The sequence below is a fragment of the Paraburkholderia sediminicola genome (genome assembly GCF_046026855.1).
GTDB classification, from domain to species: domain Bacteria; phylum Pseudomonadota; class Gammaproteobacteria; order Burkholderiales; family Burkholderiaceae; genus Paraburkholderia; species Paraburkholderia sediminicola_A.
Genome location: NZ_JAQQET010000005.1, coordinates 1 through 23,920, shown reverse-complemented (window position 1 = coordinate 23,920; position 23,920 = coordinate 1). Strand labels below are relative to the sequence as shown.

Sequence of the window (23,920 nt, the reverse complement as noted above, 5' to 3'; positions counted from 1 at the left end):
AAAAAGCCAAAGGGCGGCTATGTTCGCAGATGGGCAGACAAAAAAATAGCCGACACGCGACATAAAAATTCGCGCATCGGCGTTGCCTCCAACAACGCAGCCGTGTGACCCGGAACTCAGGTCGCGCAGCGCGCAATATCGAAGCGCATTTCCGGTTCCGGTGGATCGTCCGGCGCATTCGCGGGATGCATTACCTTGATGACCGAGCCGGCGTTGGACGGCGTTAGCGTGACGAAATATGAGTTGTTCGAATCCGAGCCGACGGCGATCTCAGTCGCGGCACCTACGCGCGACATCCGCACGCGAGACAGCTTGCTTTGGAGGCAATCGGAGATATCGGCGGGGGTGCGCGCCGAAGACACATAGATCATCGGCTGGGACGCATCGCGGGCGGGGCCGCTGGAAGAACCGCAGGCAGCGAGAAAAGCGGTGACGGCAGCAGCAGGAGCAAGCAGGAGAAGTCTTTTCATGGTCCGATCGTCGGCGTCCCCGGTCGTACACGGGAACTTGGGGCGCGGGCGAAGCGCGACGCGATTGAACGCAACGTCATGCTTCGCGACGAAGCTGCCGTTCAATCGCAACGAGGTTGCGCCAAGGAAGGCAGCCGGCCCCAGTATACCCATCGCGCGCTTGCGCCGTCACCATGACTACGTCGAAGCGTAAGAACGTAAGCCCCATGAAAAAAACCCGCGTGTGATCGTGTCACGCGCGGGTTCGGCTGCAGAGCGGACCGATACACCGCTCTGCGCTTGCCATCGGAAGAACTTAGAAGCGGTGACGCAGGCCGACAGCCGCAGCAACCTGGTTGCCGGTCGACGACGGCGCCAGCGTGTTGATCGACGCCACGTTCGCACCGAAATTGCCGAGTTCGCCCGATGCGTGCTGGTACACGCCTTCCACGTACACGTCGGTACGCTTGCTCAGCGAGTAGTCGCCTTGCAGCGACACGGTGTGCCACTTCGGATCGCCCGAGCCGTTCGAACCCGACATCTTGCCGTCGGTGAACGTGTACGAAGCCGCGAGGCTCAGGGCCGGCGTCAGTGCGTATTTGCCGTTCAACTCGTAGTTGTCCAGATGCAGGTTCGTGCCCGCCACGCCAGGCAGCGTGGCTCCGCCGACGTCCACACCCGTAATGCCGTCCAGTTGCGTATGCGTGTACACGAAGCCGGCCGTTGCCGGGCCGTACGTGTAGTTGATGCCCGCACCGAACGTGCGTTGCAGGTTCGCCGCAACAGCGGCGGTGCCGTCGCCTTGCGAAACCGCGCCGCTCAGGTTGGAGCTGCCCGAGTTGTTCAGTTGCAGGTAGGCGGCGGCAACGCTCAACGGGCCGTTGTCGTACGAAGCACCGGCGCTCCATGCGCGGTTGTTCGAGAACTGACCGGCCGAATTGCTGAAACCGTACAGGCCGCCGAATTTGAGGCCGGCGTAGTTCGCGCTCGTGTACTTCACGGCGTTCTTGATCGAGAACGAGTTGTCCAGATTGTCGTTGTCGAACGGGTGAGCGGCGAGGTTGTTGCCGTAGCCCGCGCCCGCTTCGGACAGCGGCGCCAGGTAATCGACCACGGAGTCATATTGACGGCCGAGCGTTAGCGCGCCGTACTGATCGCTCTTCAGGCCGACGAACGCCTGACGATTGAACATCGTGCCGTTTTCCGAGTCCTGGCCGTTGTTCAGATTGAAGCCGTTTTCCAACGTGAAGATGGCATGCAGACCGCCACCAAGGTCTTCGCTGCCACGCAGGCCGAAGTAGGTGTTCGATACCGAACCGCTACCTTGTTGCCAGTTGCTGTGGCCGCCCTGGTTGTTCGAGTAGACGAGACCGGCGTCCAGCGTGCCGTACAACGTGACACTGCTTTGTGCGTGAGCGGTGATGGCGAACGCGCCCATGAGGCCTGCTGCGATGAGGGTTTTTTTCATGTTTAGATAACTCCGGGACAGTGCAAAGAGAATCGCATTCCAGTGCTTACAGCCAATTCCGCCGGCTGTCTGACGATCCGCTGCGAAGTGTATTCCTGCTATTCCTATCTTTAAGCGTATATGGCACAACAATGCATTTTCTAATTCGTAATAGCGGATTCGGAATTGTGTAAGTGCGGGTAAATAAAGAAAAAATCTGTTGGATAGTGATTGCCGCAAGGGGCTTGTCAATCCTTGTGGTGTTGCTCGATCGCGACATCCCCGTTGGGCCTTGCTTTGCAAGGATTGTCGGGCGTCGTCAGGCAATCTCCAGTTCATTCTGTTTTCTGCAACGCACTCTTCCAGTTCATGTGCTCTATCCTGGCGAATTGCCGTTCTACAATTCACTTCACCCTTTGACCAAGGGTGTCTTTTTCATCTTTTTATACGCGGCTTTCGGGCCGCGTTTTTTTCGACTTTTTTATAATCAATTTATAAGTTCACGCGAATAACGAAATGCACTATTTCGATTGACGAGGAACTTGCCCCGGCTTGTCCGTTCGGCAGAGGGCCGCATTGGGCATGTCCGGGACGGGTAGAATCGCAGGATTGAGATGTGTTTCCGCCCTCCGCGAACGTGAGTAAACCTGTAATGACCGATACACCCCTTCCATCGTCCGACACCGCTGCTGATTCCACGAGGGAGGGCGCGTCCGGAATGAACGAGGACCTGCACGAAAGCCAGCCCGAAACCCTGCACGAAGCGCGTCTGTGGCGCGACGACGGCTGGACCGCGCGCGTCATCAAGAACGAAGACGACGAAGGCTGGGCCGTTGCAATGATCAAGGACGGCGAAGTGGAACCGGCGCTCGTCGGCCCGTGGACGATGGGCCGCAACAAGAAGGATCCGAAGCCGCTCGACACGTCGGCGTTCAACACGCTGGTGAAAACCGCGTCTGAAGTGCTGCGCCGCCATGAGCAACAATTGCGCGCCCAGTTGCATAAAGAAGTGCGCGTGGCCAGCGCGGACGGCAACGATGAACTCGACATCACGCTCGACATCGTCCCCGACGAAGACGAGCCGTACGCGTTGCTGACCGCACTCGACACATTCGGCGAACAGCTCGCGCAAGTGCAGGTCGCACCGAACTTCAAGCTGAGCAAGGCGAGTGCCGCTGCGTGGGTTGAAAACGAATTCCGCCGTCCGGGCTAGGTTGGCGGCGGCGGGGTTTCAGCCGACGAGCGGCTGAATCTAATTTTACTAAAGCCTGTCAATATACTTTCACATTTACTACATAGAATCCTCGCGTCATAGCGGCGCGAGCGTGAACCATGCGGTTTTGGGTCTGAGTGCGTGCCGGCTGTGCAATCCCCTCACGCTACCCAAACCCTGGATCACGACAACATGGCAGAGCCGTTCGACCTTTCCCGCCGCAAGGCCCTGAAACTACTCGCCGGTGCGCCGATGCTGCCATTAGGCGGCCTCGCGACGGCGTCGATGCTGAGCGCGTGCGGGGGCGGAGGCGACGACCTGACGACACCGGTCAAACCGATGGCCAGGTTCGTCTCGGCGGCATTCAACGGCATGGCCGCGCCGACGCTGGCCGATCCCGCCGCGATGGCGAAAACCACGGTCGGCTCGACCCTCTCGGTGCAACTGAGCGACGGCAGCCGCCGCACGTTCAGGCTCGCCTACCAGCCGTTCTTTGTCACCGGCGACAGCGTCCCGAACATCAAGGGCGGGACGATCCTGGCCGGCGGCTATTTCGACATCAACAATCAGCCGATCATCGATAAATCGGTAGCCGGTAAAGAACGCCAGTTCTATTCGGACTGTCCGGACGGCAGTTCGCTGATCCGTCTCGACAAGCCCACGGTGAAGGGCCTCAAGGGCAATACGGTATTCGCCGTCGTGCAGTTCGAATACGCCACCCGCGATCAGAGTCTTGTGTCGATGTACGGTCAGTTGCCGTCGCCGATCGCCGTGCTGACGCTCGATCAGGACCCTGCGACCGGCCAGCTCACGCTGGCGTGCTATCACAACGTCGATACATCGAAGGCACACGGCTTGTGGATCACCTGTGGCGCGAGTCTGTCGCCGTGGAACACGCATCTGTCGAGCGAAGAGTACGAGCCGGACGCCACGATGATCGCCGCCAATAGTCAGTTCAAGGGTTTCAGCCGCAGCCTCTACGGTGACGAAACCACGGCCAACCCCTATCACTACGGTCATTTGCCGGAAGTGACCGTCAATCCCGACGGCACCGGCACGATCAAAAAGCACTACTGCCTTGGCCGCATCTCGCACGAACTGATTCAGGTGATGCCGGACAAGCGCACCGTGCTGATGGGCGACGACGCGACCAACGGCGGCCTCTTCATGTTCATCGCTGACCGCGAGGCCGATTTGTCGGCGGGCACGCTGTATGTCGCGAAGTGGACGCAGGTGTCGGCGAGTGGCGCGGGCACGGCGACGCTCTCCTGGATCAATCTCGGCCACGCGACCAGCGACGAAATCGAGGCGCTTGCCAACCAGCTGCGTGCGAGCGACATCCTGGACGTCGCGACCAAAGACCCGGCTGATTCGAGCTATACGAAGATCAATTACAACGGCACGTTCAACTGGGTGCGCATCAAGCCGGGCATGACCCGCGCGGCGACCTTCCTCGAGACGCATCGCTACGCGGCTCTGGCCGGCGGCAGCATGGGTTTCACGAAGCTCGAGGGCACGACGGTCAATATCAAGGACAAGGTGCTGTATTCGGCGATGTCACGCATCGAGAAATCGATGGTGCGCGGTCATGCGGCCTCGACCGATGTCGCCGTCGACAAGGCAATCAACGCAGGCGCGGTTTACGCGCTGAATATGACGGGCGGCCAGCGCGACCGCAGCGGCGGCGCGATCAACAGCGACTGGGTGCCGGTGGACATGGCCGCGCCCGCGGCGCTGGTCGGCCAGGATCTGTCTCCTGCCGATGCACTCGGCAATACCGCGAACCCGGATCGCATCGCGAATCCGGACAACCTGAAGTTCTCGGAGAAACTGCGCACACTTTTTATCGGCGAAGACAGCGGCATGCACGTCAACAACTTTCTGTGGGCCTACAACGTCGATACGAAGACGCTTGCGCGCGTGTTGTCGTGCCCTGCGGGCGCGGAATCGACGGGCCTGCATGCGGTCGACGAAATCAACGGCTGGACATACGTTATGAGCAACTTCCAGCACGTCGGCGATTGGGAAAGTCCGTTGCACGATAAGGTCCAATCGACGCTCGATCCGCTCGTGCGGGCGAACTATAAGGACCGCTTCGGCGCGACGGTGGGGTATCTGACGGCGGATCCGACGGGGATCAAGCTGTAAGGGGCGGAGTGGGGCGATGAGCGCAAAATTCTCGACCATCGGCATATCGCTCGCGCATTTTGCTTCGACAGGTATCACTGGTCGTTTCGTCTGCCCGCGATCGTGGCGCAGTTAGGGGAGCGGCGTTGTTACTTCACGGGTCATTCGAACTGGCTCGTGATTGAAGACGTCACGCATCGCGGTGAGCCGGTCGAATACGAAGTGTTTTTCCGCCTGCGTTGGGCGGGAGCGAGCGCGTTGCGGCTGGTGATCGAGAGCGCCTATGTACGCGACGTCAGCAAGGGGAGGGTGGGAATCCCACGCAATCGGCGGAGCATCGTGCGGTTGCGTGTGATGGCGGCAAAAATACTGAGGGGCGAGTCGATCCGCGATCCGAACCTCAACCGCTCTTAATTGGAAACCATGCACCAGAAACAGGTGAGGCCCCACGTGGGGGCCTCATAACTTCGCGGGTGCGCTTGATCGGTATGACCCGACGTAACCAGCACGGCTGGACCCTGTTTGACCAGGAGGCAGATAGACGCCCTTGCGGGCCCCGGAAAATCCATCTGCAGCGATTATAACGCGTAAGACGTCCCGCTTCTATCTCCCAATCGGCCATTCCAGGGGCCTCGCAGCCACCCGCCGCCTCAACTCCGTTTGCAGAAAATCGCGGTCACGAGCGGCGCCACCCGATGGACGATCGCCGTGCTGCCGGCTTCGGCAATCGCATTCTGCACTTTGGACTCACCGCCAAACACCACGACTCCATAGGCCGAACGGGCCACCGGCTCACCGTCTCCGACGCGAAACATGGGGTCGTCTTTTTCGTAGCCGACCACCGCGAAAACGTGAAAGCCGAACGCGGTCAGGTCGGCGCCGGACGCCGGCGAAAATGCATTGATCGAGTTGCTTTCGACGCGCGTCGGCTTGGGATCGATCATCTGCTGCTGTGCGAGATCGGCAATGAACTGATGACCGCTCTCATTGCAGGCGAGCGGTGCGTCGAGGGCGGCAGCATGGCTGTTGAGCGGTAGCGCGGCGGCGGCCAGCGCAAGGAGTACAGACGAAAAGAAGCGTTTCATATACGTGAATGGCGGCCCGCGTTCGATGTAGTGTGTTCGCAACGGGCGGCGGCGATATGTCGCGACCCGAAAGACGTTGCGCATCGAGGCGATCTGGCGTGACAGGCGCAACTGGATTCGCACTTTAACGTGATTCGGCATATCTTGCGCGGCGCCTGGCCCGCAGTGGCGACAAAGAGTCCTTAAGAAAACGTTAAGGAACGAAGCACGCTTTTGCGATCCCGTATATATTTCCGGGTTATGAATTCGCGACCATCAATTCCAACCAACGTTCCGTCCCCCAGAACATGGGATGCGAGGCTCGCCCGCCGTCTGGTTACGCCGCTCGTCAATACCTGGGTCACGCCGAACCATCTGACCACGCTGCGCCTGCTGATTGGCGTGGCTGGCGCGCTGTGCCTCGCGCACGGCGGGTTTGCCTGGGCCAATGCGGGCGCCCTTCTGATCGTGCTGTCGAACTTCGTCGACCACACGGACGGTGAACTCGCGCGCATCGGCGGAAAGTCGAGCCGGATCGGTCACTTTTACGATCTGGCTTGCGACGCACTCGTAACCGTTATGTTATTCGTCGGCATGGGTGTCGGTACCACCCATGTTGGCGCATTGAAAGTTGCACCCGGCTGGCTGGGTGCCGTGGCAGGTGTGGCTGTCGCGCTGATTTTCTTCCTGCGCATGCGGATTGAGGATATGGCGGGCAAGGCGGGCACAAAGCAGGCGTCAGTTGGCGGTTTCGAAACAGAAGACGTGTTGTATCTGCTACCCATTGTCACGCTGACGAGCGTTGTCATGCCGTTCGTCGTGGTCGCGTCGATCGGCGCGCCGCTCTTTGCCGCCTGGGTGGTGATCGATTACTGGCGCGTTTCGCGCCGCGCCGCACAGTCGGCGGTTGCTCCCGCCAAGGGGTCTGAAACCAGTCAAATGTGGGCCAGCGAATGAGTATGCACGCCGAAGACGACGTGATCGCACCAATCTCAGTTGAAAGTTCGCCGGCCTCGTTGCCGGCCATGTCGGCTACGCCCGCGCCGAATGCCGATCGCGCGGTTGAGAGCCGCACGCGTACATTCGACACCCCGCGTCTGTCCAAAGATTTCACCGATCAGGGCGCGTTCCTGTATCTGGAAGATTTCCTCGCGCCCGAGGTCACCGCCCAGCTCGTCCAGAGCGCGCGGGGCCTCCTCGACGAAGTGAACCGCAACTATCTGCCGGGCCACAAGCAGGGCGGCAGCGTAAGCCGCCATACGATCGACCGCCTTGCACCGTTCATCGCCGAGTTGTATCGCTCGAAGGAACTGATCGGCTGGCTCGAGCGGCTGAGCGGCGACAAGCTGCAAGTCTCACCCATGGACGACCCGCACGCGTACGCGCTGTATTACTACACCCGCGCCGGCGACCACATCGGCTGGCACTACGATACTTCGTACTATGACGGCCGCCGCTACACGCTGCTGCTCGGCGTGATAGACGAATCGTCGTGCCGCCTTGATTACGAATTGCATACGCGCAATCCGGACGTGCCGGATCAGCCTGGTTCGGTGCAGATCCCGCCGGGCGGTCTGGTGTTCTTCGACGGCGACAAGCTGCGCCATCGCATCACGCCGGCTGCCGTGAACGAAATGCGCGTGTCGCTCACCTTTGAATACGTCACCGACCCGAACATGCGGCCGTGGCGGCGTTTCATCTCGAACATGAAGGACGCGATCGCGTACTTCGGTTTCCGCCAGGTCTTCCGTCAGATGACGAGGCGCGGCAAGGACCACGCATGACACGCGCGGCCCTGATTCTGCTGTCGATCGGGACGGCGCTGTTTGTCGGTCTGCTCGCGTGGCAGGGTTTCGGCTCGGTTGCCTCGGCGCTGGCTGCGGCAGGTTGGGGGCTCGCGCTCGTCGCGGCGTTCCACCTCGTGCCGCTGGTGCTCGACGCCGGCGCGATCTCGGTGCTGTTCCAACGCCATCGCGACAACGTGCATCACGATGTGACGCTGCGCGACGCGCTGTTCGCGCGCTGGATCGGCGAATCGGTGAACAGCCTTTTGCCGGCCGGCCAGATCGGCGGGCCCGTGGTGATGGTGCGGCAACTGTCCCAGCGCGGCATGCGTATGCGCGACGCGGCTGCCGCGATCACCGTCAGCACGACTGCGCAGGCCCTTGCGCAAATCATCTTCGCCCTGCTTGGGCTGCTGCTGTTCGGCGCCTACGCCGCGCACGGCGCGCTTCACGACCTGCGAACCGCCACGTTGATCGCCACCGGCGTGCTGGGCGCGATGATCGTGGGCTTTTACTATGCACAGCGGCGTGGCCTGTTCAGTCGTCTGCTGGGTGTAGTGTCGAAGGTGTTCGGCAAGCGCGACTGGTCGTCGCTCACCACGCGCGCCGAAGCCGTCGACGCCGCCGTGCAGGCGATGTACCGCGAGCGTGGCCGCGTCGCGGTGAGCTTCGCGCTGAGTCTGGCGGGCTGGATCGTCGGCACGGTCGAAGTGTGGCTCGCGCTGCGCTTTCTCGGTCATCCGGTCGACTGGGTCGATGCACTCCTGCTCGAAAGTCTCGGGCAGGCGATTCGCGGCGCAGCCTTCATGATCCCGGGCTCGCTCGGCGTGCAGGAAGGTGGTTATCTGCTGCTCGCGCCGCTCGTGGGCTTGCCGCCGGATGCGGCGCTGGCGTTGTCGCTCGCCAAGCGCGCACGTGAAATCCTGTTAGGTTTGCCGGGGCTACTGGTTTTGCACTTCAGCGAACGAAGCTGGCAACGGCGGCGCGCCACGGCGCGCGTGCCGGTTGCCGATTAATCTCCGTATTTTTTCAAAGGACTGCGCATGCGTGCCATTATCCTCGCAGCGGGCCTCGGCCTGCGTCTCCAGCAACCGCCGCAGGCACAGTTCCCGAAGTGCCTGTTGCAGTTCGACGGCATGAGCCTGCTCGAACGGCATCTGCAGATGCTTGAAACCGCCGGTGTGACCGACGTCGTGCTGGCGCTCGGCTTTCAGCCGGAATCGGTGCAGGCGGAACTGGAACGGATCAACTGGCCGCATAAGGTGGAAACCGTGCTGAACCCGCGCTACGACCTGGGCAGCGTGCTGACGGTGCACACGGTGGCCGAGGCGTTGACGCGCGGCGACGACGTGTTGCTGATGGACGCCGACGTGCTTTACGACGAGCGCATTCTGAGCGCACTGGTGGCGGGCGAAACGGTCAACCGTCTGTTGATCGACCGTGATTTCGAAGCCGGCGACGAACCCGTCAAGCTGTGTCTGAAAGACGGCGTGCCGGTCGAATTGCGCAAGCAGCTCGCCGTCAATCTCGAGTACGACACCATCGGTGAATCGGTCGGCTTCTTCCGCTTCCGCCAGGAAACCGCGCAACGTTTCACGGAGATCGTCGCGGGCTACGTGGATAGCGGCCGTGCCAACATGCCACACGAAGAAGCGGTGCGCGACTTGCTGCTGGAGCGCAGCCAGGTGTTCGATACCGCCGACGTGACCGGCTCGCCGTGGATCGAGATCGACTTCCCGAACGACGTCGCTCGCGCGAGCACCGAGATTCTGCCGCAGCTGCAACCGCTGGTCAGCGCGTCGCGTTAAGTCTTCTTTCTGCATTTTTGCTGCTGTATTGCATGGTGAGCCGGCTCTACGCCGGCTCACCGTCGCGTCGCTTTTCCCTGCGCTTTTCTTGTTGTTTCCACTCCTGTTTTTCGTAGGCCTTTCCGCTTCGTTGTGCACTCAACCAACGGGCTTCAGGTCGCGGCGCACCATTGACACGAGTACAAAAAGACCTCGCGCAACAACATCTGTTGTCGATGCGATGCCATAATCGCAGCTTTACACCGGCGGCTTTGCAACCCGTCGTTATGCCAATGCCTCTCGCTTTAGGCACTTTCATTGTTCCGCTGATCGTCGCGTGTGCGATGTTCATGGAAAACGTGGACGGCACGGTCATCGTGACGTCGCTGCCAGTTCTGGCACGCGATCTCGGCCAGGATCCCATCACCCTCAAGCTTGCCGTGACGGCGTACGTCATCGGCCTCGGCGTCTTCATTCCGATTTGTGGCTGGGTCGCCGACCGCTTCGGTTCGCGCACGGTGTTTCGCACGGCAATCGGCATCTTCATCGCCGGCTCGCTGATGTGCGCCGCCTCCACTTCGCTCGGCACATTCGTGGTTGCGCGCTTCGTGCAGGGGATCGGCGGCGCGATGATGGTACCGGTGGGCCGCATCATCATTTTTCGCTCGGTGCCGAAGTCGGACTTCATTCGCGCGGTCAACTATCTGACCGTGCCTGCGTTGCTCGGGCCGGTAGTCGGGCCACCGCTCGGCGGCTTCATCACGACGTATCTGCACTGGCGTCTGATTTTCTTCATCAATATTCCGATTGGCCTGCTGGGCATCTGGCTCGCGAACAAGCACATCGCCAATGTGCGCGAAGCGCATCCCGGTCGGCTCGACTGGACTGGCTTCGCGTTGTCGGCGAGCGGGGCGTCGCTGTTCATGCTGGGACTCTCGCTGGTAGGCGGCGAACTGGTCTCGAACACGGTATCGGTCAGCATGTGCGTGATCGGCGTGGTGCTGCTGGTGATGTATGTGCTGTACGCGAACCGTGTCGAATTGCCGGTGCTCGATTTGCGGCTGTTGCGCATCCCGAGTTTTCACGCGAGCGTGATTGGCGGCTCGCTGTTTCGCATCGGCCTCGGCGCGGTGCCGTTTCTGTTGCCGCTTGCGTTGCAGGAAGGACTGGGCATGACGGCGTTCAAGTCGGGGGCGATCACCTGCGCGTCCGCGTTCGGCTCGCTCTTCATGAAGGCGGCTGCGTCACGCATACTCGGGCGTTTCGGTTTCCGCTCGGTGCTCATGTTCAATGCGGGCTGCGCGGGCCTGGCTATTGCGGTCTACGGTCTGTTCTTCCCCGGTACGCCACATTGGCTGATCTGGTGCGTCGTGCTGTTCGGCGGCTTCTTCCCGTCGTTGCAGTTCACCTCGTTGAATACCTTGGCGTATGCGGATATTCCGAGCCGCGACGTCGGCCGCGCGACGAGCGTTGCGAGCGTGATCCAGCAGATTTCGTTGGGACTCGGTGTAACGATCGGGGGCATCGTGTTGCAAATCTCGCATAACGTGCAGGGTCATTCGGCCATTGTGTTCTCCGACTTCTGGCCGGCGTTTGTGGTGGTCGGCCTGTTCTCGTTCCTGTCGATTCCGGTGACCGCGCGTTTGCCGCAAGGCGCGGGCGATGAGATCGCGCGTGGCAATCGTGGGCGCGCATGAGTGTTGAGTCTGGGGCGCGTTCTGGCTTGCGGCGCGCTTTGTTTACCGCGATCGATGCCGCTTCGGATGGGATCGATCGCTGACATTCAGCGTTATTGAATGACACTGTTTTTGTGTGCCGCAGCATGCACCACATGCGTGCAACAGCTTCGCAAATGCCGGACCGGCATGTTATAAGCCGGGGGCAGCTTTTGTTATCGTGAGATGAAAGAGTCGTCTTGGGGGATATCCAATGAAGTTGCTTCACAACGCCAAATTGTCCGCTAGCGGACTTGCGCTGGTCGCGCTCGTCACCGTTTCAACAGGCTTTCTCGAAGCCACACCGGCCTTCGCCAAAGCGCCTGCCAAGGCGCAACCGGCCGTTCTCACTGCTTCCGCTATCGCGGTTGCTGACAAGTACAGCGCGGACGCCGCCGAGCAGATCTTCAAGGAAGGCGGCAACGCTGTCGATGCAGCCGTTGCGATCGCCTTCACGCTTGCCGTGACGTATCCGGAAGCGGGCAATATCGGCGGCGGTGGTTTCATGACGCTCTATGTCGACGGCAAGCCGTACTTCCTCGACTATCGCGAGCGCGCGCCGCTGGCCGCCACCAAGAACATGTATCTCGACGACAAGGGCGAGGTCATCAAAGGCATGAGCCTGTTCGGTTATCGCGCGGTGGGTGTGCCGGGCACCGTCGACGGGATGTGGCAAGCGCAGCGCCGCTTCGGCAAGCTCAAATGGAAGCAGGTGCTCGCACCGGCAATTCACTACGCACGTGACGGTTTTGAAGTCAGCGAGCAATTGCAGCAGCGTCGCGACGACGCCGCGAAAGACTTTGACGGCAAGACTAACTTCGACACCTACTTCGGCAATCTGAAGCAGGGTGTCAACTTCAAGCAACCGGATCTCGCCGCTGTGCTGCAGCGCATTTCGGATCAGGGTGCGAAAGACTTCTACTCGGGCAAGACGGCTGATCTGATCGCGGCGTCCATGCGCGGCCACGGCCTGATTACGAAGGCTGACTTGCAGCAGTACAAGGCCGTGTGGCGTCAGCCGATCCAGGCGGACTGGAACGGCTATCGCGTGATTACCGCGCCGCCCCCGAGCTCGGGCGGTATCGGGCTCGTGCAGTTGCTGAAGATGAAGGCTGACATTGCGCCCGACTTCAAGGACGTCGCGCTTAATTCCGCGCAGTACGTGCACCTGATCGCTGAAATCGAGAAGCGTGTGTTCGCCGATCGTGCGCAGTATCTCGGCGATCCGGACTTCTACAAGGTGCCGGTCGCACAACTGACCGACGACGCCTACATCGCCAAGCGTGCCGCTGAAGTGAACCCGACTACGCCGTCGGATACAAAGAGCGTGCAGCCGGGTCTGGGCACGACAATGCCGGAGAAAGCGGAAACCACGCACTTCTCCGTGATCGACAAGTGGGGTAACGCGGTGTCGAACACGTACACCATCAACGGTTACTTCGGCTCGGGTGTGGTGGCGGATCGCACGGGCATCGTGCTGAACGACGAGATGGACGACTTCTCCGCGAAGCCGGGCGTCGCGAACATGTTCGGGGTGGTGGGCAGCGACGCGAATTCGATCGAACCGAAGAAGCGCCCGTTGTCGTCGATGAGCCCGACGATTCTGACGAAGGACGGCAAGGTGTCGCTTGTGATCGGCACGCCGGGCGGCTCGCGCATCTTCACGTCGATCTTCCAGGTGATCAACAACATCTACGACTTCAACATGCCGTTGCAGGAAGCCGTCGGCGCGATGCGCTTCCATCACCAGTTGTTACCGCCGAACACGATCTTCTGGGAGCCGTACAAGCCAATCGACGGCGAGCTCGCCAAGCAGATCGAAGCCAAGGGCTACGTGCTGAAGGGGCAGGATTTCAGCGGCGACATCCAGGCGATCAAGGTCAATGGCGATACGCCGGAAGCCGCAGCCGATCCGCGCGGCCGTGGTGTGACGCGGGTGATTCAGTGATGGTTTGATTTAACTCGGTCGGGTGTATCTGAGCGGCACATCTTTGCGGATGTGTCGCATGCAAAAAAAAAGCCTCGCGCTCCATTGAGCGCGAGGCTTTTTTATTCACGAGATTGATAGTGTGAGAGGCTTTTTATCCCGGAGCTCGATTGAACGTGAAGCCTTCGTCCCCCGCAGGCTGGCTGACGAATCAGCTAGTCTGCTCGACCGGCGTCAAGGTCAATTCGAGCCGTTGCGCGCCACGCAACACGGTCACGCTGACCGGCTTGTCGATACGCGATGCGTCGAGCGTGCGTTGCAGGCCATCGACGTCTTGCACCGCAAGCGCGTCGATCGCGACGATCGTGTCGTCAGTTCGCAGACCGCCGAGCGCCGCCGGGCTGCCTTTGACGATTTCCATCACGTGCACGCCGCTCTCCGAGTTCAGCGCGAAATAGCGCTGCACGCGACGTGACAACGGCCTCGTGGTGCCGGCCACGCCGATGTACGCGCGCCGCACGCGGCCGTACGAGAAGATCTGCATGATGACCCACTTGGCCGTATCGATCGCGGTGGCGAAACAGATCGCCTGGGCGCCGGGAATGATCGCGGTATTCACACCGATCACCTGACCGGCCGAATTGATCAGCGGGCCGCCCGAATTGCCGGGATTGAGCGCGGCATCCGTCTGGATCACGTCGTAGATCATGCGGCCCGAATTCGAGCGCAGCGAGCGCCCAAGCGCCGAGACCACGCCCGTCGTCACCGTTTGCGCGAGGCCGAGCGGATTGCCGACCGCGATCGCAATCTGGCCCACCCGCAGCTTCGACGATTCGCCGAGTTCGACGTGCGGCAACGGCTCCGGCGAGCCGATGCGCAGGACGGCGAGATCGCTGCCGGGATCGTCGCCGACCAGATCGGCGTCGAATTTCGCGCCGTCGGCGAGCGTCACCTTGATGTGCGTGGCGCCGTGCACGACGTGGCTGTTGGTGAGCAAATAGCCGTCGGGCGTGAACAGAAAACCCGAGCCAGTGCCGCCGCGCGCGCCGCGGCTATTGGGCCCGGAGGGGGCGCCGGGCAGCCGGTGTTCGACGGAAATGAAGGCGACCGCCTGCTGAACACGTTCCAGCGCGCCGATCACGGTGCGGGAATAGGCGTCGAGCAGGGCGTCGTCGGATAGAGCGTTGAGTGGATCGGACCCGGGGGCGTCGGATGCGGCGCGCGACAGGTCATCGATGAAGCGCGGACGGCTTCCCATGGCGATGCTCCGGATAAACGGGAATCCAGATGCGGGGCGGAGGGAGGGTTTTCAAGTGCGGGCGGGGCAGGGTGCGCAGACGCGGCCTATGAGACACTTTCCCGTGCCAGGCCATGCGAACGCTTGGGTCGTTGCCCGGCAGGGACGCCGGCCAATGCCTGGACCGGCGTTCACGCCCACGTCCCCACCCGCAACACCCGGGCACACGCTATGCAACCGCCGTCAGGTGCCGCCATATCAGGGAGACCGCCGCCATGAACTCAGCAGCCACGTCAGCCACAGCGTCCACTTCGCCGGGTACACCGGCCGAACCGCACATCGAGTCCCTCAGCGCCATCACGCTCGCCACCCGCGATATGCCGCGCGCGGTGCTGTTTTACGAGACGCTCGGTTTTCCAAAGAAGTTCGGCGGCTCGCAGGAAGCGTTTACGTCGTTCGCATTCGGCGGTTCGTATCTGAATCTGATCGTCGATACCCGCGCGCCAGTCAACTGGTGGGGCCGCGTGATCATCTATGTCTCGGATGTCGACGCGCTCTACCGGAAGGCGCTGGCGGCGGGTTTGAAGCCGTCGCTCGAACCATCCGATGCGCCGTGGGGCGAGCGCTATTTCCACATCACCGATCCTGACGGCCACGAACTCAGCTTCGCGAGGCCGTTGCGTTAGCGGCAGCCGGCGGCGCAAAACTCGCTATCATGGACCTTCAAAGGCGCGCAGGCCGCAAGGGCGCGCCCATCGCTCCACAGCGCGGTTGCCGCGCTGGTAACACGGCTGACACTTCGCGCTTCGATAATCGAACGCGTTCGCGACGCGTATGTGCCGCGCGCCTAACCATTTCCGTTGCCAGGAGAGTCGCAATGAAAGAGCTGGATCCGAGACCGGAGGCCGAAGTCATGGCAGAACGGCAACGCCGTTTCGAGGAAGACCTCATCGACGCGTACGACGAGGAACTCGAAATGGAGGTCGACGACCGCATCATCGACGGCGCGGAGGGTTTCACACCTGAGCATCGCGAGGCGCGCAAGATGTACTTCCGCGAGCTGTTCCGGTTGCAGGGCGAGCTCGTCAAACTGCAGGACTGGATCGTGCAGACCGGCCATCGTCTCGTGGTGATTTTCGAAGGGCGCGACGCGGCCGGCAAGGGCGGCGCGATCAAACGCATCACGCAGCGGCTCAATCCGCGCGTATGCCGCGTGGCGGCATTGCCGGCGCCGAACAACCGCGAACGCACGCAATGGTATTTCCAGCGTTACGTGTCGCATCTGCCGGCCGGCGGCGAAATGGTGCTATTCGACCGCAGCTGGTACAACCGCGCGGGTGTTGAACGCGTGATGAATTTTTGCAGCGACGACGAGTACGAGGAGTTTTTCCGCTCGGTGCCGGAATTCGAAAAGATGCTGGCGCGAAGCGGCGTGCAGATTCTCAAATACTGGTTTTCGATCACCGACGAAGAACAGGAGATCCGCTTTCAGAACCGCATTCATGATCCGCTGAAGCAGTGGAAGCTGAGTCCGATGGATCTGGAAAGCCGGCGCCGCTGGGAAGCCTATACGCAGGCGAAAGAAGTCATGCTGCAACGCTCGCACATACCCGAGGCGCCGTGGTGGGTCGTGCAGGCGGTCGACAAGAAACGTGCGCGCCTGAATTGCATTCACCATCTGCTGGGCCAGGTGCCGTATCACGAGATCGAGCATTCGCGTGTCGAGTTGCCCGCGCGGGTCTATCACGACGAATATAGCCGCCAGGCGGTGCCGGCGTCGATGATCGTGCCCGAAATTTACTGATCGGGTTTCGGCTAGGCGGAATGAAAAAAGCGCGGCAAAGACCGCGCTTTTTTACGTTCGCTGTTGGCCGCACTTGCACCCGGCACCAGCGGTTTCAGCAGTCTTAGAACACCATCCGGAACACCCAGTACAGACCTGCGGCCAGCGCGATCGAAACCGGCAGCGTCAGCACCCAGGCGAGAATCAGACTACGCACGGTGGCCCATTGCAAGCCGGAGCCGTTGGCAGCCATGGCGCCGGCCACGCCTGACGACAGCACGTGTGTCGTCGAGACCGGCAAGCCATACATGTCGGCCGCGCCGATCGTCAGCATCGCCACCATTTCAGCCGACGCGCCCTGTCCATAGGTCAGGTGCTGTTTGCCGATCTTTTCGCCGACTGTGACGACAATCCGCTTCCATCCGACCATCGTGCCGAGACCCAGAGCGATAGCAACTGCGACCTTGACCCACGTCGGGATAAATTTGGTGGCGTGATCGGTTTGCGCCTTGAAGTTGTCGATCGCTTTGGCGTCTTGTGGCGAGAAGGCGGGTTGTTTGCTCTTCTCCATCAGACGAATTGCTTCGGACGCAACATACATGTTGTTGCGCACGTTATCGACGATGTTTTGCGGCACCGCAGCCATCGATCCCGACTCGCTGACCTGGTTGCCGATCTGAGTCGTCAATTCCTGCAAGGCCGGTAACGTGGTGGGCGTCAACTGACGCGTACGCACGTACGCTTCGACATCGGCGCGCGGATTCGTGGACGGCGTCGTGCCCTGGGTGTACCTGGCGAGCGTTGTCGAAGCCTGCTGCGCCACCGCGAGGAAGGTCTGCGTTTCAGCCGGCGTAACCGCCTTATTCAGCGCATATGCCGTCGGCACCGTACCGATCAGGATCAGCATGATGAGGCCCATGCCTTTCTGCCCGTCGTTCGAACCGTGCGCGAACGAAACACCCGTGCAGGTCAGAATCAGCAGGCTGCGAATCCAGAACGGCGGCGGCTCCTTGCCCTTCGGCTCCGCATACAACGCGGGAACGCGCACCACGGCCTTGAGGATCAGCAGCAGCAAACCGGCGGCGAGAAAGCCGACCAGCGGCGAAAACAGTAAGGACTTGCCCACGCCGAGCGCCTGACCCCAGTCCACGCCGCTTGTGCCGCTTGATCCGTGGATCAGCTGATTCATCAGACCGACGCCGATGATCGAGCCGATCAACGTATGCGAGCTCGATGACGGCAGTCCGAAATACCAGGTGCCCAGATTCCAGATAATGGCCGCGATCAACAATGCGAAGACCATCGCAAAGCCCGCGCTACTACCCACTTGCAGAATCAACTCAACAGGCAACAGCTGCAGAATGCCGAACGCGACCGCGCCGGTCGAAGTAAGCACACCGAGGAAATTCCATGCGCCGGACCAGACCACCGCAATGTTCGGCGCCAGCGAATGCGTGTAGATCACGGTGGCGACGGCGTTGGCCGTGTCATGAAAGCCATTGACGAATTCGAAGCCGAGCGCGATCAGGAGCGCAACGCCGAGTAGCAGGTAAGGCAAAAACGATGCTTCGCGCACCGGTTGTAAATCGTCCGCCAGATGCATGGCGCAATAAGCAGCACCGATCGCAATCACAACGAGGAAGATGATGAGGCCGATATTGCGCCCCTTTCCACTTGCAGTGCCCGGTTGCGGGTACGAAAGTTCCGGCATGACGTGAGCCCCAAAAGTTTGTCGCGGAGCTACTGATCCTGCGGGGGCTGCGTGTCGTAATGATGACAATGGCGTGACGGCTATGCGTGACGGGTGTTCGCGATGGGATAACCAGCGGATACTCACCAGGCCTTTTTTTGCTAGGCTGACATAAACGGCCTTGAAGGACGTCCGATGAAGCAAGCGAGCCGGAAAATCGGCAAACAGGCTGTGAATAGCAAGCCGGCCGGGGCAGCACCTTCGGCGGAGTCGGCCTTTGCATCGTACGCGGCGCCCCTTGTCGACGACGCCATCGAACACGCCAGTGCGGTGCGGGAAGATGCGTCGCCCGAAGCGCTGCACAAACTGCGCGTATCGCTGCGGCGGTTGCGCTCATTGTGGTGGGCGTTCGAACCCTTGCTGGACAAAGGCGAGAATACGCGCCAACGGGCGCTGTATAAATATCTCGCGACGGCAGCCGGCAAGACGCGCGATTGGGACATTCTGATCGAACTGATTACCCAGGACGAGCGTGTGGCGCACGATACGGCGCCTAGGCTCCAGGAGGCACGTGGCGGCGCATTGGCAACGAGCCGTGAAACGCTGTCGAACGCGGACGTCAAACATCTGCTGCAAGACGCCCTGACCAGCGCCAAAAAGGAATTGAATACGGCGCATGAGCGCGTGCCGCTGCAAAAATTCGTCGATAAGCGTGTGGCCGTTTCCGAACGTTCGCTGAAAAAGCGTATAAAACGCGCGTCTCACGCGAAGCGTTCCAATTACGCCGCGTTTCACGATGTCAGAAAGGCGGGCAAGAAATTGCGCTACCTGCTCGAGTTTTTCGAACCGGTTCTCCACGGTAATCGCAAACGTACCCAGAAGCGGTTGAAGCAGATTCAAAAGCGTTTCGGTACGCTGAACGATGTTGTCGCGAGCGAGATGCTGCTGCGCGACAATACGGGTCTGCTGGCCGGATCCGGCGACGCCGATGCAGCGCTCGACTGGCTCAGGAAGGAGCGCAAACGGCGGATGCGCGCGGCGGCGGGACTGCTGCGCAAACTCTGAGGCGGCCTGAGGGCGGCTGCACGTTAGAACGAAGCGGCTCGCATCAGCACGCCGGCAGTGCGTCCGGTGTGCTCGACAGCCGTCTCGACGAAGAGTGGCGGCGAGGAGTTTGCTGTTATCTTGCCGGACACAATGGCGGAGGGCGCGCTCCACCTCGCGGAGAAGATTCGCCGCAAGGCGCGAAGGCGCTCGATCTGCTGGCCGCTGCCGACCGGCAGCTATACGCGGCCAAGGCGGCAGGGCGTAACCGGGTCAACTCGGCGATGTGGACCGGACGTTCGATGGTGCAGGATTCGTCGCCGTGAACCGTAGCGTGTGATGACAACGCCTTGCTTGTGATGACGTTCCGGCGCCAGGCCGGGCGTTCACTCAGCGGCTTGTCCAGATGCTTTAGCTGCGCCGGGGGGCAAAACCGCGCAGGGTCACCGCATCGCGTGTTTCGTCGTAGGGTTCCGGCGTGTGTTTGCCGGTAGTGAATTGGTCTGCCGGCGCTAGCGGTTCGACGGGAAACCCGCGTCTTTGCCAGGCGTCGAGGCCGCCCCTCAGTGCGCGAATCCGCGTGTAGCCGTTCAGGCGCATCCGCTGCGTGATCTCGACGGCGGTCGCGCTGTCCGGGCAAATGCAGTAAATCACCCTGTCATAGACGAGTAGCGCTCCATCGATCTGTTCAGGCGAGCGCGGGTCGAGCGTCAGCGCGCCGGGAATAGGGCGCAGCGCGCCATCAACCGATGGGGGTGGGCGGGCATCCAGGACCTTGGGCGGCGCGATGCCGCGCCATCCGCCGGATGTTGCTTGCGACGCAGTCGCGGAGGCGGCATGCGCTAAACGGCGTCGTTCGCGGCGGCGCTGCTGCAGGTGATATAGCAGATAGGCCAACGCCGCAGCCAGCAGGATGTCGATTACCGTGCCGCCGCGTGCTTTGACGAAGGCAAGCAGCATATGCAACTGCCTTTCCGCTGCGGCGCCGCCGAGCAGCCAGAAGGTGGCCCACGCCAGCGCGCCGCCGAGGTCCCATACAGCATAGATGCGGGCATCCACGGCGGTCGTGCCCATGAGCGGCGGCGTGATGAGCCCCAGTCCAGGGACGAACTTCGAGATCGACACGAGCGGCACGCCGAAGCGCTCGAATAGCGAGCGCGCCTTGTCGACCCTGGAATCGATCGCCGGGGAGATCCGGCCCAGGGCGGCGATCAGTTTGCGGCCGTAGATGCGGCCGGCGGCGAACCATGTACCGTCGCCGATGAGTGCACCGAGCACGGCGGCGAACAGGACCGGCCAGAAAGACAGTGTGCCGGCGGCAATTGCCGAGCCCGCGAAGAGCAGCATGGGGACCGCGGGGATCGGCAAGCCGAGGCGTGTCAACAGGACGTTGAGAAAAACGACTGCGCCGCCCCAGGTTGAAACTGCCGACGACGGAAACTCTACCAATTGCGGAACTCCTGTTATGACGGATGGGGTTCTATTTCAATCAGGATACTCGATGAACCTGGTCGCAGTGCCAGCCGGCCTCACCTGACCGTAAGCCGGATTCGCGCCCGTATTTCGTGAAGCCGACGCTGCGCCGCGATTCGTAGGCAGGCCTGTTCTCTGCAATTTCGTTCAAGACCGCGCGCGTTCTCCACGTCTAATCTGCCTGCTTCTTCAAAGGAATAGGACAGCAGCATGAATTCACGATATGTCGGATACGTGTTTTGCGCGCTGGCGATGATCGGGGTCGGCAGTACGGTAGTCGTCAGCAAATCGATCGCAACCGGATTGCCGCCGTTCAGCGCGACCGCATTGCGTTTTGCCATCGCGTTTCCCCTGTTTGTGCTGGTGATGCGCTGGCGTGGCGTGCGCTGGCCACGTCTCGATAGACACGATACGTGGCTCGTGATCGCCCAGGCGGGGGCGGGCAGCGTCGGTTATACGGTGTTGCTCATCAGCGGTATGAAGCTCGCATCGGCCGCCGATGCCGGCGTGATTGCCGGCACCCTGCCGGCTGTGTCGGCCGTGGTCGCCATGCTCGCGCTGGGTGAGCGCCCCGCGCCCGCGTTGATCGGAGCGATCGTCCTCGCCACCTTGGGCGTGCTGGTGTGTACCGTGCGTATCGATGATTTCACCGCGCCTCATGCGGCCAGTTCGCTGGCAGGTAACGCCCTGGTGTTCGCGGCGATCGTCTGCGAGGCACTCTTCATTCTGCTTAATCGCAAGTTGCACACGCCGGTCGCGCCGCTGCCGCTGTCGGCGTTGATGTGCGGCATTGGTTTCGCGGTGGCGATCGTGCCGGCATGCTTCGAAAGGCCCTGGCGTGTGCCGTTCAATGCAGCTGCCCTGAACGGCGTGCTTTATTACGCGCTCGTGCCGACCGTGGCGGGCTTTGTTCTCTGGTATGCGGGCGCTGCGCGCATCAGCGGCGCGGAGGCCGGACTCATGACCGCGCTCGTGCCGGTGAGTGCGGTGGCGTTAGCCGCTGTCGTGTTGCGGGAACCCGTGAGTGCGGCGCAACTGGCGGGTGTCGCGTGCGTGCTGGGTGCAGTGTTGCTGGCGACCTTCGGGCAGATGCGTACTGTGCGTAGCACGGCCTGAGGTGGTGGCCGGGAGGTAGGCCTTCGGGTCGTGCTTCCCGGCCCATGGTTCGAAGCCGTGACATGAAGTCCAACCTGAGAGGAAGCAAAGCAGCAGCCTGGCCCAGAGGCCGTCATGCGGGCCAAAGTAGACATGAATTGGCATCCCGCGCCGCAGCTTGATCCACGGCGCGACCGCATCGCTATTCAGGTATTGGCGACCGCCACCACACCCGGATTGCCCACGATCGACAAAAACTCGCGCCGCGTCGACGGATCGGTGCGGAACGTGCCGAGCATGCGGGAGGTGACCATCGTGACGCCGGCCTTGTGTACGCCTCGGGTCGACATGCATTGATGCGCGGCTTCGAGAATCACGCCGACGCCTGCCGGTTGCAGCACTTCGTTCAACGTATCGGCGATCTGCACCGTCATCTTTTCCTGGATCTGCAGACGCTTGGCGAACGCATCAACGAGGCGCGCCAGCTTCGAAATGCCGACCACGCGGTGCTGAGGAAGGTACGCAACGTGCGCCCGCCCGATGATCGGCACCATGTGATGCTCGCAGTAGCTTTCGAAGCGGATATCTTTCAGCACGATCATTTCGTCATAGCCGTCCACTTCGGAGAAGGTGCGGGCGAGGATCTCGCGCGGGTCGACCTGATAACCCGCGAAGAACTCTTCATACGAGCGCACCACGCGCGCCGGCGTATCGAGCAGGCCTTCGCGCTCGGGATTGTCGCCGGCCCAACGCAGCAGCACGCGTACCGCTGCTTCCGCTTCGTCGCGGCTGGGGCGGTCTGCTGCGGCCGCGGGTTTGGTTTTCTTTGCTTTGCTGCTGGCCATCCGTCGCTCCTCCGGGATCGCGCGTCGACGCTAAACGGAGCGCGCGGGGTCAATGAGTGAGGCCATTGTTCCATGTTTTGCGTCGAATCGTGTCGATGCCCCTTTTGCGGCTGGGGCATGAGCTCACTTCGGCCATTCATCCATATCGTCGTTGAAGAGCTCGGCGACGATGCTGCGCAGCCAGCTTGCCCGCGGATCGTTATGAAACTTGCGATGCCAGTGCTGCCGCAGATCGAAGCGCGGCAACGGCAGCGGCGGCTCGACCAGCGTGATCGACGCATGCTCTGAAACGTACGCGAAGCCGATTGCGTGCGGCACCGTCGCGAGCAGATCGGTGCGCGCGAGGATGAACGGCAGACTCATGAAGTGCGGCGTTTCGAGTACGGCGCGGCGCTTGATCCGTTTCTTTTCCAGGTAATGTTCGAGGACTTCCTGGCTGCGTCCCTCGGCACGCACCACTGCATGGCCCGACGCCACGTACTGAGGCAGGGTGAGCGGCGCCTTCGAAAGGGGGTGTCCGGTGCGCATCAGACAGATGAATCGATGGGTGAAGAGCCGTTGCTGGAAGAAGTTATTGCCCGACAGATCGGGGAAATAACCCACGGCGAGATCGACGTCGCCCGATTCGAGTCCACGTTCCACGTGCGAAGGCGAGAGCGACACTGAGCGCAGATTCGCATGCGGCGCGCGTTCGGCGAAAAGTTGCAGGAGCCGTGGCAGGAAGACGATTTCGCCGACGTCGGAGAGTGCGATGGAGAAAGTATGGGTGCTGGTGGCCGGATCGAAGTCCTGCACGTCGAGCATGCCTTTCTCGATACGCAGGAGCGCGTCGCGGGCGGCGGGGAGGATGGCGAGCGCGCGAGGCGTGGGTTCCATGCCTTTCGAGGTTCGAACGAAGAGCGGATCGTCGAAGTATTCCCGCAGGCGGCCTAGCGCGGTGCTCACGCGGGGTTGGCTGACGCCTAGTTGCTCCGCTGCGCGGCTGACGTTGCGGGTGTCTTCCATTGCTACCAGGTAGGGGATCAGGTTTAGATCCAGGTTTGAGTCGGGCATGCTGGGGTTTTTTGCCTGCGGCGCTTTGGGGTTTGGGTATTTCGTATATGGATAGAGGGTAGTTTAATAATCTTTGTTTGGGATAGTGGTTTTTTTGCCTGTGCGGTGCCTGTTTGTCTGTGTTTTTGTGGCGTTGGCCTTTCCTTGTTTTGTTATTGGTTTATTAGCGTTCGCCCCTGTGCGGGGC

21 protein-coding genes and 1 pseudogene are annotated in these 23,920 nt (G+C 61.5%); 14 read left to right on the top strand and 8 right to left on the bottom strand.

The features are described from left to right. Nucleotides 1–116: 116 nt before the first annotated feature. Both PQR40_RS06925 and PQR40_RS06920 read right to left on the bottom strand, forming a co-directional pair. Entirely contained in the window at nucleotides 117–623 is a 507-nt protein-coding gene (locus PQR40_RS06925; protein ID WP_408228501.1) for a hypothetical protein, read from the bottom strand. 142 nt (nucleotides 624–765) lie between these two features. After that, complete coding sequence (locus tag PQR40_RS06920) at nucleotides 766–1,917, bottom strand: porin (protein ID WP_408228498.1); 1,152 nt, start codon at nucleotides 1,915–1,917, stop codon at nucleotides 766–768. Between the two features lie 631 nt (nucleotides 1,918–2,548). Between PQR40_RS06920 and PQR40_RS06915 the strand changes: the two genes are divergently transcribed. From PQR40_RS06915 to PQR40_RS39110, 3 genes are all read left to right on the top strand, one after another. Beyond that, nucleotides 2,549–3,109, top strand: a complete 561-nt coding sequence (locus PQR40_RS06915; RefSeq protein ID WP_408228495.1) for a hypothetical protein — start codon at nucleotides 2,549–2,551, stop codon at nucleotides 3,107–3,109. A gap of 192 nt (nucleotides 3,110–3,301) precedes the next feature. Further along, entirely contained in the window at nucleotides 3,302–5,257 is a 1,956-nt protein-coding gene (locus PQR40_RS06910; RefSeq protein WP_408228492.1) for a PhoX family protein, read from the top strand. A gap of 27 nt (nucleotides 5,258–5,284) precedes the next feature. Next, complete coding sequence (locus tag PQR40_RS39110) at nucleotides 5,285–5,650, top strand: YjaZ family protein (protein ID WP_494478196.1); 366 nt, start codon at nucleotides 5,285–5,287, stop codon at nucleotides 5,648–5,650. A gap of 236 nt (nucleotides 5,651–5,886) precedes the next feature. On the opposite strand, the gene PQR40_RS06900 is transcribed toward PQR40_RS39110, so the two are convergent. Beyond that, nucleotides 5,887–6,321, bottom strand: coding sequence for a hypothetical protein (locus PQR40_RS06900; protein WP_408228569.1), 435 nt, complete (start codon nucleotides 6,319–6,321; stop codon nucleotides 5,887–5,889). Between the two features lie 240 nt (nucleotides 6,322–6,561). On the opposite strand from PQR40_RS06900, the gene PQR40_RS06895 reads away from it, so the two are divergent. The 6 genes from PQR40_RS06895 to ggt all read left to right on the top strand — a co-directional run bounded on the left by PQR40_RS06895 (nucleotide 6,562) and on the right by ggt (nucleotide 13,534). Further along, entirely contained in the window at nucleotides 6,562–7,257 is a 696-nt protein-coding gene (locus PQR40_RS06895) for a CDP-alcohol phosphatidyltransferase family protein (protein ID WP_408390255.1), read from the top strand. After that, nucleotides 7,254–8,084, top strand: coding sequence for a HalD/BesD family halogenase (locus PQR40_RS06890; protein ID WP_408390252.1), 831 nt, complete (start codon nucleotides 7,254–7,256; stop codon nucleotides 8,082–8,084). Before PQR40_RS06895 ends, PQR40_RS06890 begins: the two co-directional genes overlap by 4 nt. Continuing rightward, complete coding sequence (locus tag PQR40_RS06885) at nucleotides 8,081–9,100, top strand: flippase-like domain-containing protein (protein ID WP_408228480.1); 1,020 nt, start codon at nucleotides 8,081–8,083, stop codon at nucleotides 9,098–9,100. Before PQR40_RS06890 ends, PQR40_RS06885 begins: the two co-directional genes overlap by 4 nt. A 27-nt stretch (nucleotides 9,101–9,127) precedes the next feature. After that, a complete protein-coding gene (locus PQR40_RS06880; protein WP_408228477.1) occupies nucleotides 9,128–9,892 on the top strand; it encodes a phosphocholine cytidylyltransferase family protein in 765 nt (254 codons plus the stop codon). A 272-nt stretch (nucleotides 9,893–10,164) separates the two neighbouring features. Further along, entirely contained in the window at nucleotides 10,165–11,568 is a 1,404-nt protein-coding gene (locus PQR40_RS06875) for an MFS transporter (RefSeq protein WP_408228566.1), read from the top strand. A 232-nt stretch (nucleotides 11,569–11,800) separates the two neighbouring features. Continuing rightward, on the top strand, nucleotides 11,801–13,534 hold the full coding sequence (gene ggt, locus PQR40_RS06870) for a gamma-glutamyltransferase (protein WP_408390250.1): 1,734 nt from the start codon (nucleotides 11,801–11,803) through the stop codon (nucleotides 13,532–13,534). Nucleotides 13,535–13,724: 190 nt separating this feature from the next. On the opposite strand, the gene PQR40_RS06865 is transcribed toward ggt, so the two are convergent. Further along, entirely contained in the window at nucleotides 13,725–14,771 is a 1,047-nt protein-coding gene (locus PQR40_RS06865; RefSeq protein WP_408337090.1) for a S1C family serine protease, read from the bottom strand. Nucleotides 14,772–15,025: 254 nt separating this feature from the next. Here PQR40_RS06865 and PQR40_RS06860 point away from each other — a divergent pair, with 254 nt between their 5' ends. Both PQR40_RS06860 and ppk2 read left to right on the top strand, forming a co-directional pair. Continuing rightward, nucleotides 15,026–15,436, top strand: a complete 411-nt coding sequence (locus PQR40_RS06860) for a VOC family protein (protein WP_408390247.1) — start codon at nucleotides 15,026–15,028, stop codon at nucleotides 15,434–15,436. Nucleotides 15,437–15,627: 191 nt separating this feature from the next. Then, nucleotides 15,628–16,554, top strand: a complete 927-nt coding sequence (gene ppk2, locus PQR40_RS06855; protein WP_408228465.1) for a polyphosphate kinase 2 — start codon at nucleotides 15,628–15,630, stop codon at nucleotides 16,552–16,554. 103 nt (nucleotides 16,555–16,657) lie between these two features. Here ppk2 and PQR40_RS06850 read toward each other — a convergent pair whose 3' ends face one another. Next, entirely contained in the window at nucleotides 16,658–18,244 is a 1,587-nt protein-coding gene (locus PQR40_RS06850) for an inorganic phosphate transporter (RefSeq protein ID WP_408228462.1), read from the bottom strand. A gap of 174 nt (nucleotides 18,245–18,418) precedes the next feature. Between PQR40_RS06850 and PQR40_RS06845 the strand changes: the two genes are divergently transcribed. Further along, nucleotides 18,419–19,288: a CHAD domain-containing protein gene (locus PQR40_RS06845; protein ID WP_408228459.1), complete on the top strand. Its 870-nt coding sequence runs from the start codon at nucleotides 18,419–18,421 to the stop codon at nucleotides 19,286–19,288. Nucleotides 19,289–19,369: 81 nt separating this feature from the next. Further along, nucleotides 19,370–19,593, top strand: a pseudogene (locus PQR40_RS06840) (diguanylate cyclase); the annotation flags it as partial. A gap of 85 nt (nucleotides 19,594–19,678) precedes the next feature. On the opposite strand, the gene PQR40_RS06835 reads toward PQR40_RS06840, so the two are convergent. Then, nucleotides 19,679–20,716, bottom strand: coding sequence for a VTT domain-containing protein (locus PQR40_RS06835; RefSeq protein ID WP_408337094.1), 1,038 nt, complete (start codon nucleotides 20,714–20,716; stop codon nucleotides 19,679–19,681). Nucleotides 20,717–20,950: 234 nt separating this feature from the next. On the opposite strand from PQR40_RS06835, the gene PQR40_RS06830 reads away from it, so the two are divergent. Further along, the gene (locus PQR40_RS06830) at nucleotides 20,951–21,856 is read left to right on the top strand and encodes a DMT family transporter (RefSeq protein WP_408337096.1); all 906 of its coding nucleotides are present in this window, start codon (nucleotides 20,951–20,953) and stop codon (nucleotides 21,854–21,856) included. A gap of 185 nt (nucleotides 21,857–22,041) precedes the next feature. Here the strand turns inward: PQR40_RS06830 and folE are convergent, their stop codons facing one another. Both folE and PQR40_RS06820 read right to left on the bottom strand, forming a co-directional pair. Beyond that, a complete protein-coding gene (gene folE / locus PQR40_RS06825) occupies nucleotides 22,042–22,680 on the bottom strand; it encodes a GTP cyclohydrolase I FolE (RefSeq protein WP_408228450.1) in 639 nt (212 codons plus the stop codon). 123 nt (nucleotides 22,681–22,803) lie between these two features. After that, complete coding sequence (locus PQR40_RS06820; protein WP_408228447.1) at nucleotides 22,804–23,733, bottom strand: LysR family transcriptional regulator; 930 nt, start codon at nucleotides 23,731–23,733, stop codon at nucleotides 22,804–22,806. Nucleotides 23,734–23,920: the final 187 nt, after the last annotated feature.

Bases quoted from the DNA above. Each gene is read 5' to 3' on its own strand.
- PQR40_RS06925 (WP_408228501.1), bottom strand. From the start codon at position 623: ATGGGTATACTGGGGCCGGCTGCCTTCCTTGGCGCAACCTCGTTGCGA.
- PQR40_RS06920 (WP_408228498.1), bottom strand. From the start codon at position 1,917: ATGAAAAAAACCCTCATCGCAGCAGGCCTCATGGGCGCGTTCGCCATC.
- PQR40_RS06915 (WP_408228495.1), top strand. From the start codon at position 2,549: ATGACCGATACACCCCTTCCATCGTCCGACACCGCTGCTGATTCCACG.
- PQR40_RS06910 (WP_408228492.1), top strand. From the start codon at position 3,302: ATGGCAGAGCCGTTCGACCTTTCCCGCCGCAAGGCCCTGAAACTACTC.
- PQR40_RS06900 (WP_408228569.1), bottom strand. From the start codon at position 6,321: ATGAAACGCTTCTTTTCGTCTGTACTCCTTGCGCTGGCCGCCGCCGCG.
- PQR40_RS06895 (WP_408390255.1), top strand. From the start codon at position 6,562: ATGAATTCGCGACCATCAATTCCAACCAACGTTCCGTCCCCCAGAACA.
- PQR40_RS06890 (WP_408390252.1), top strand. From the start codon at position 7,254: ATGAGTATGCACGCCGAAGACGACGTGATCGCACCAATCTCAGTTGAA.
- PQR40_RS06885 (WP_408228480.1), top strand. From the start codon at position 8,081: ATGACACGCGCGGCCCTGATTCTGCTGTCGATCGGGACGGCGCTGTTT.
- PQR40_RS06880 (WP_408228477.1), top strand. From the start codon at position 9,128: ATGCGTGCCATTATCCTCGCAGCGGGCCTCGGCCTGCGTCTCCAGCAA.
- PQR40_RS06875 (WP_408228566.1), top strand. From the start codon at position 10,165: ATGCCTCTCGCTTTAGGCACTTTCATTGTTCCGCTGATCGTCGCGTGT.
- ggt (WP_408390250.1), top strand. From the start codon at position 11,801: ATGAAGTTGCTTCACAACGCCAAATTGTCCGCTAGCGGACTTGCGCTG.
- PQR40_RS06865 (WP_408337090.1), bottom strand. From the start codon at position 14,771: ATGGGAAGCCGTCCGCGCTTCATCGATGACCTGTCGCGCGCCGCATCC.
- PQR40_RS06860 (WP_408390247.1), top strand. From the start codon at position 15,026: ATGAACTCAGCAGCCACGTCAGCCACAGCGTCCACTTCGCCGGGTACA.
- ppk2 (WP_408228465.1), top strand. From the start codon at position 15,628: ATGAAAGAGCTGGATCCGAGACCGGAGGCCGAAGTCATGGCAGAACGG.
- PQR40_RS06850 (WP_408228462.1), bottom strand. From the start codon at position 18,244: ATGCCGGAACTTTCGTACCCGCAACCGGGCACTGCAAGTGGAAAGGGG.
- PQR40_RS06845 (WP_408228459.1), top strand. From the start codon at position 18,419: ATGAAGCAAGCGAGCCGGAAAATCGGCAAACAGGCTGTGAATAGCAAG.
- PQR40_RS06830 (WP_408337096.1), top strand. From the start codon at position 20,951: ATGAATTCACGATATGTCGGATACGTGTTTTGCGCGCTGGCGATGATC.
- folE (WP_408228450.1), bottom strand. From the start codon at position 22,680: ATGGCCAGCAGCAAAGCAAAGAAAACCAAACCCGCGGCCGCAGCAGAC.
- PQR40_RS06820 (WP_408228447.1), bottom strand. From the start codon at position 23,733: ATGCCCGACTCAAACCTGGATCTAAACCTGATCCCCTACCTGGTAGCA.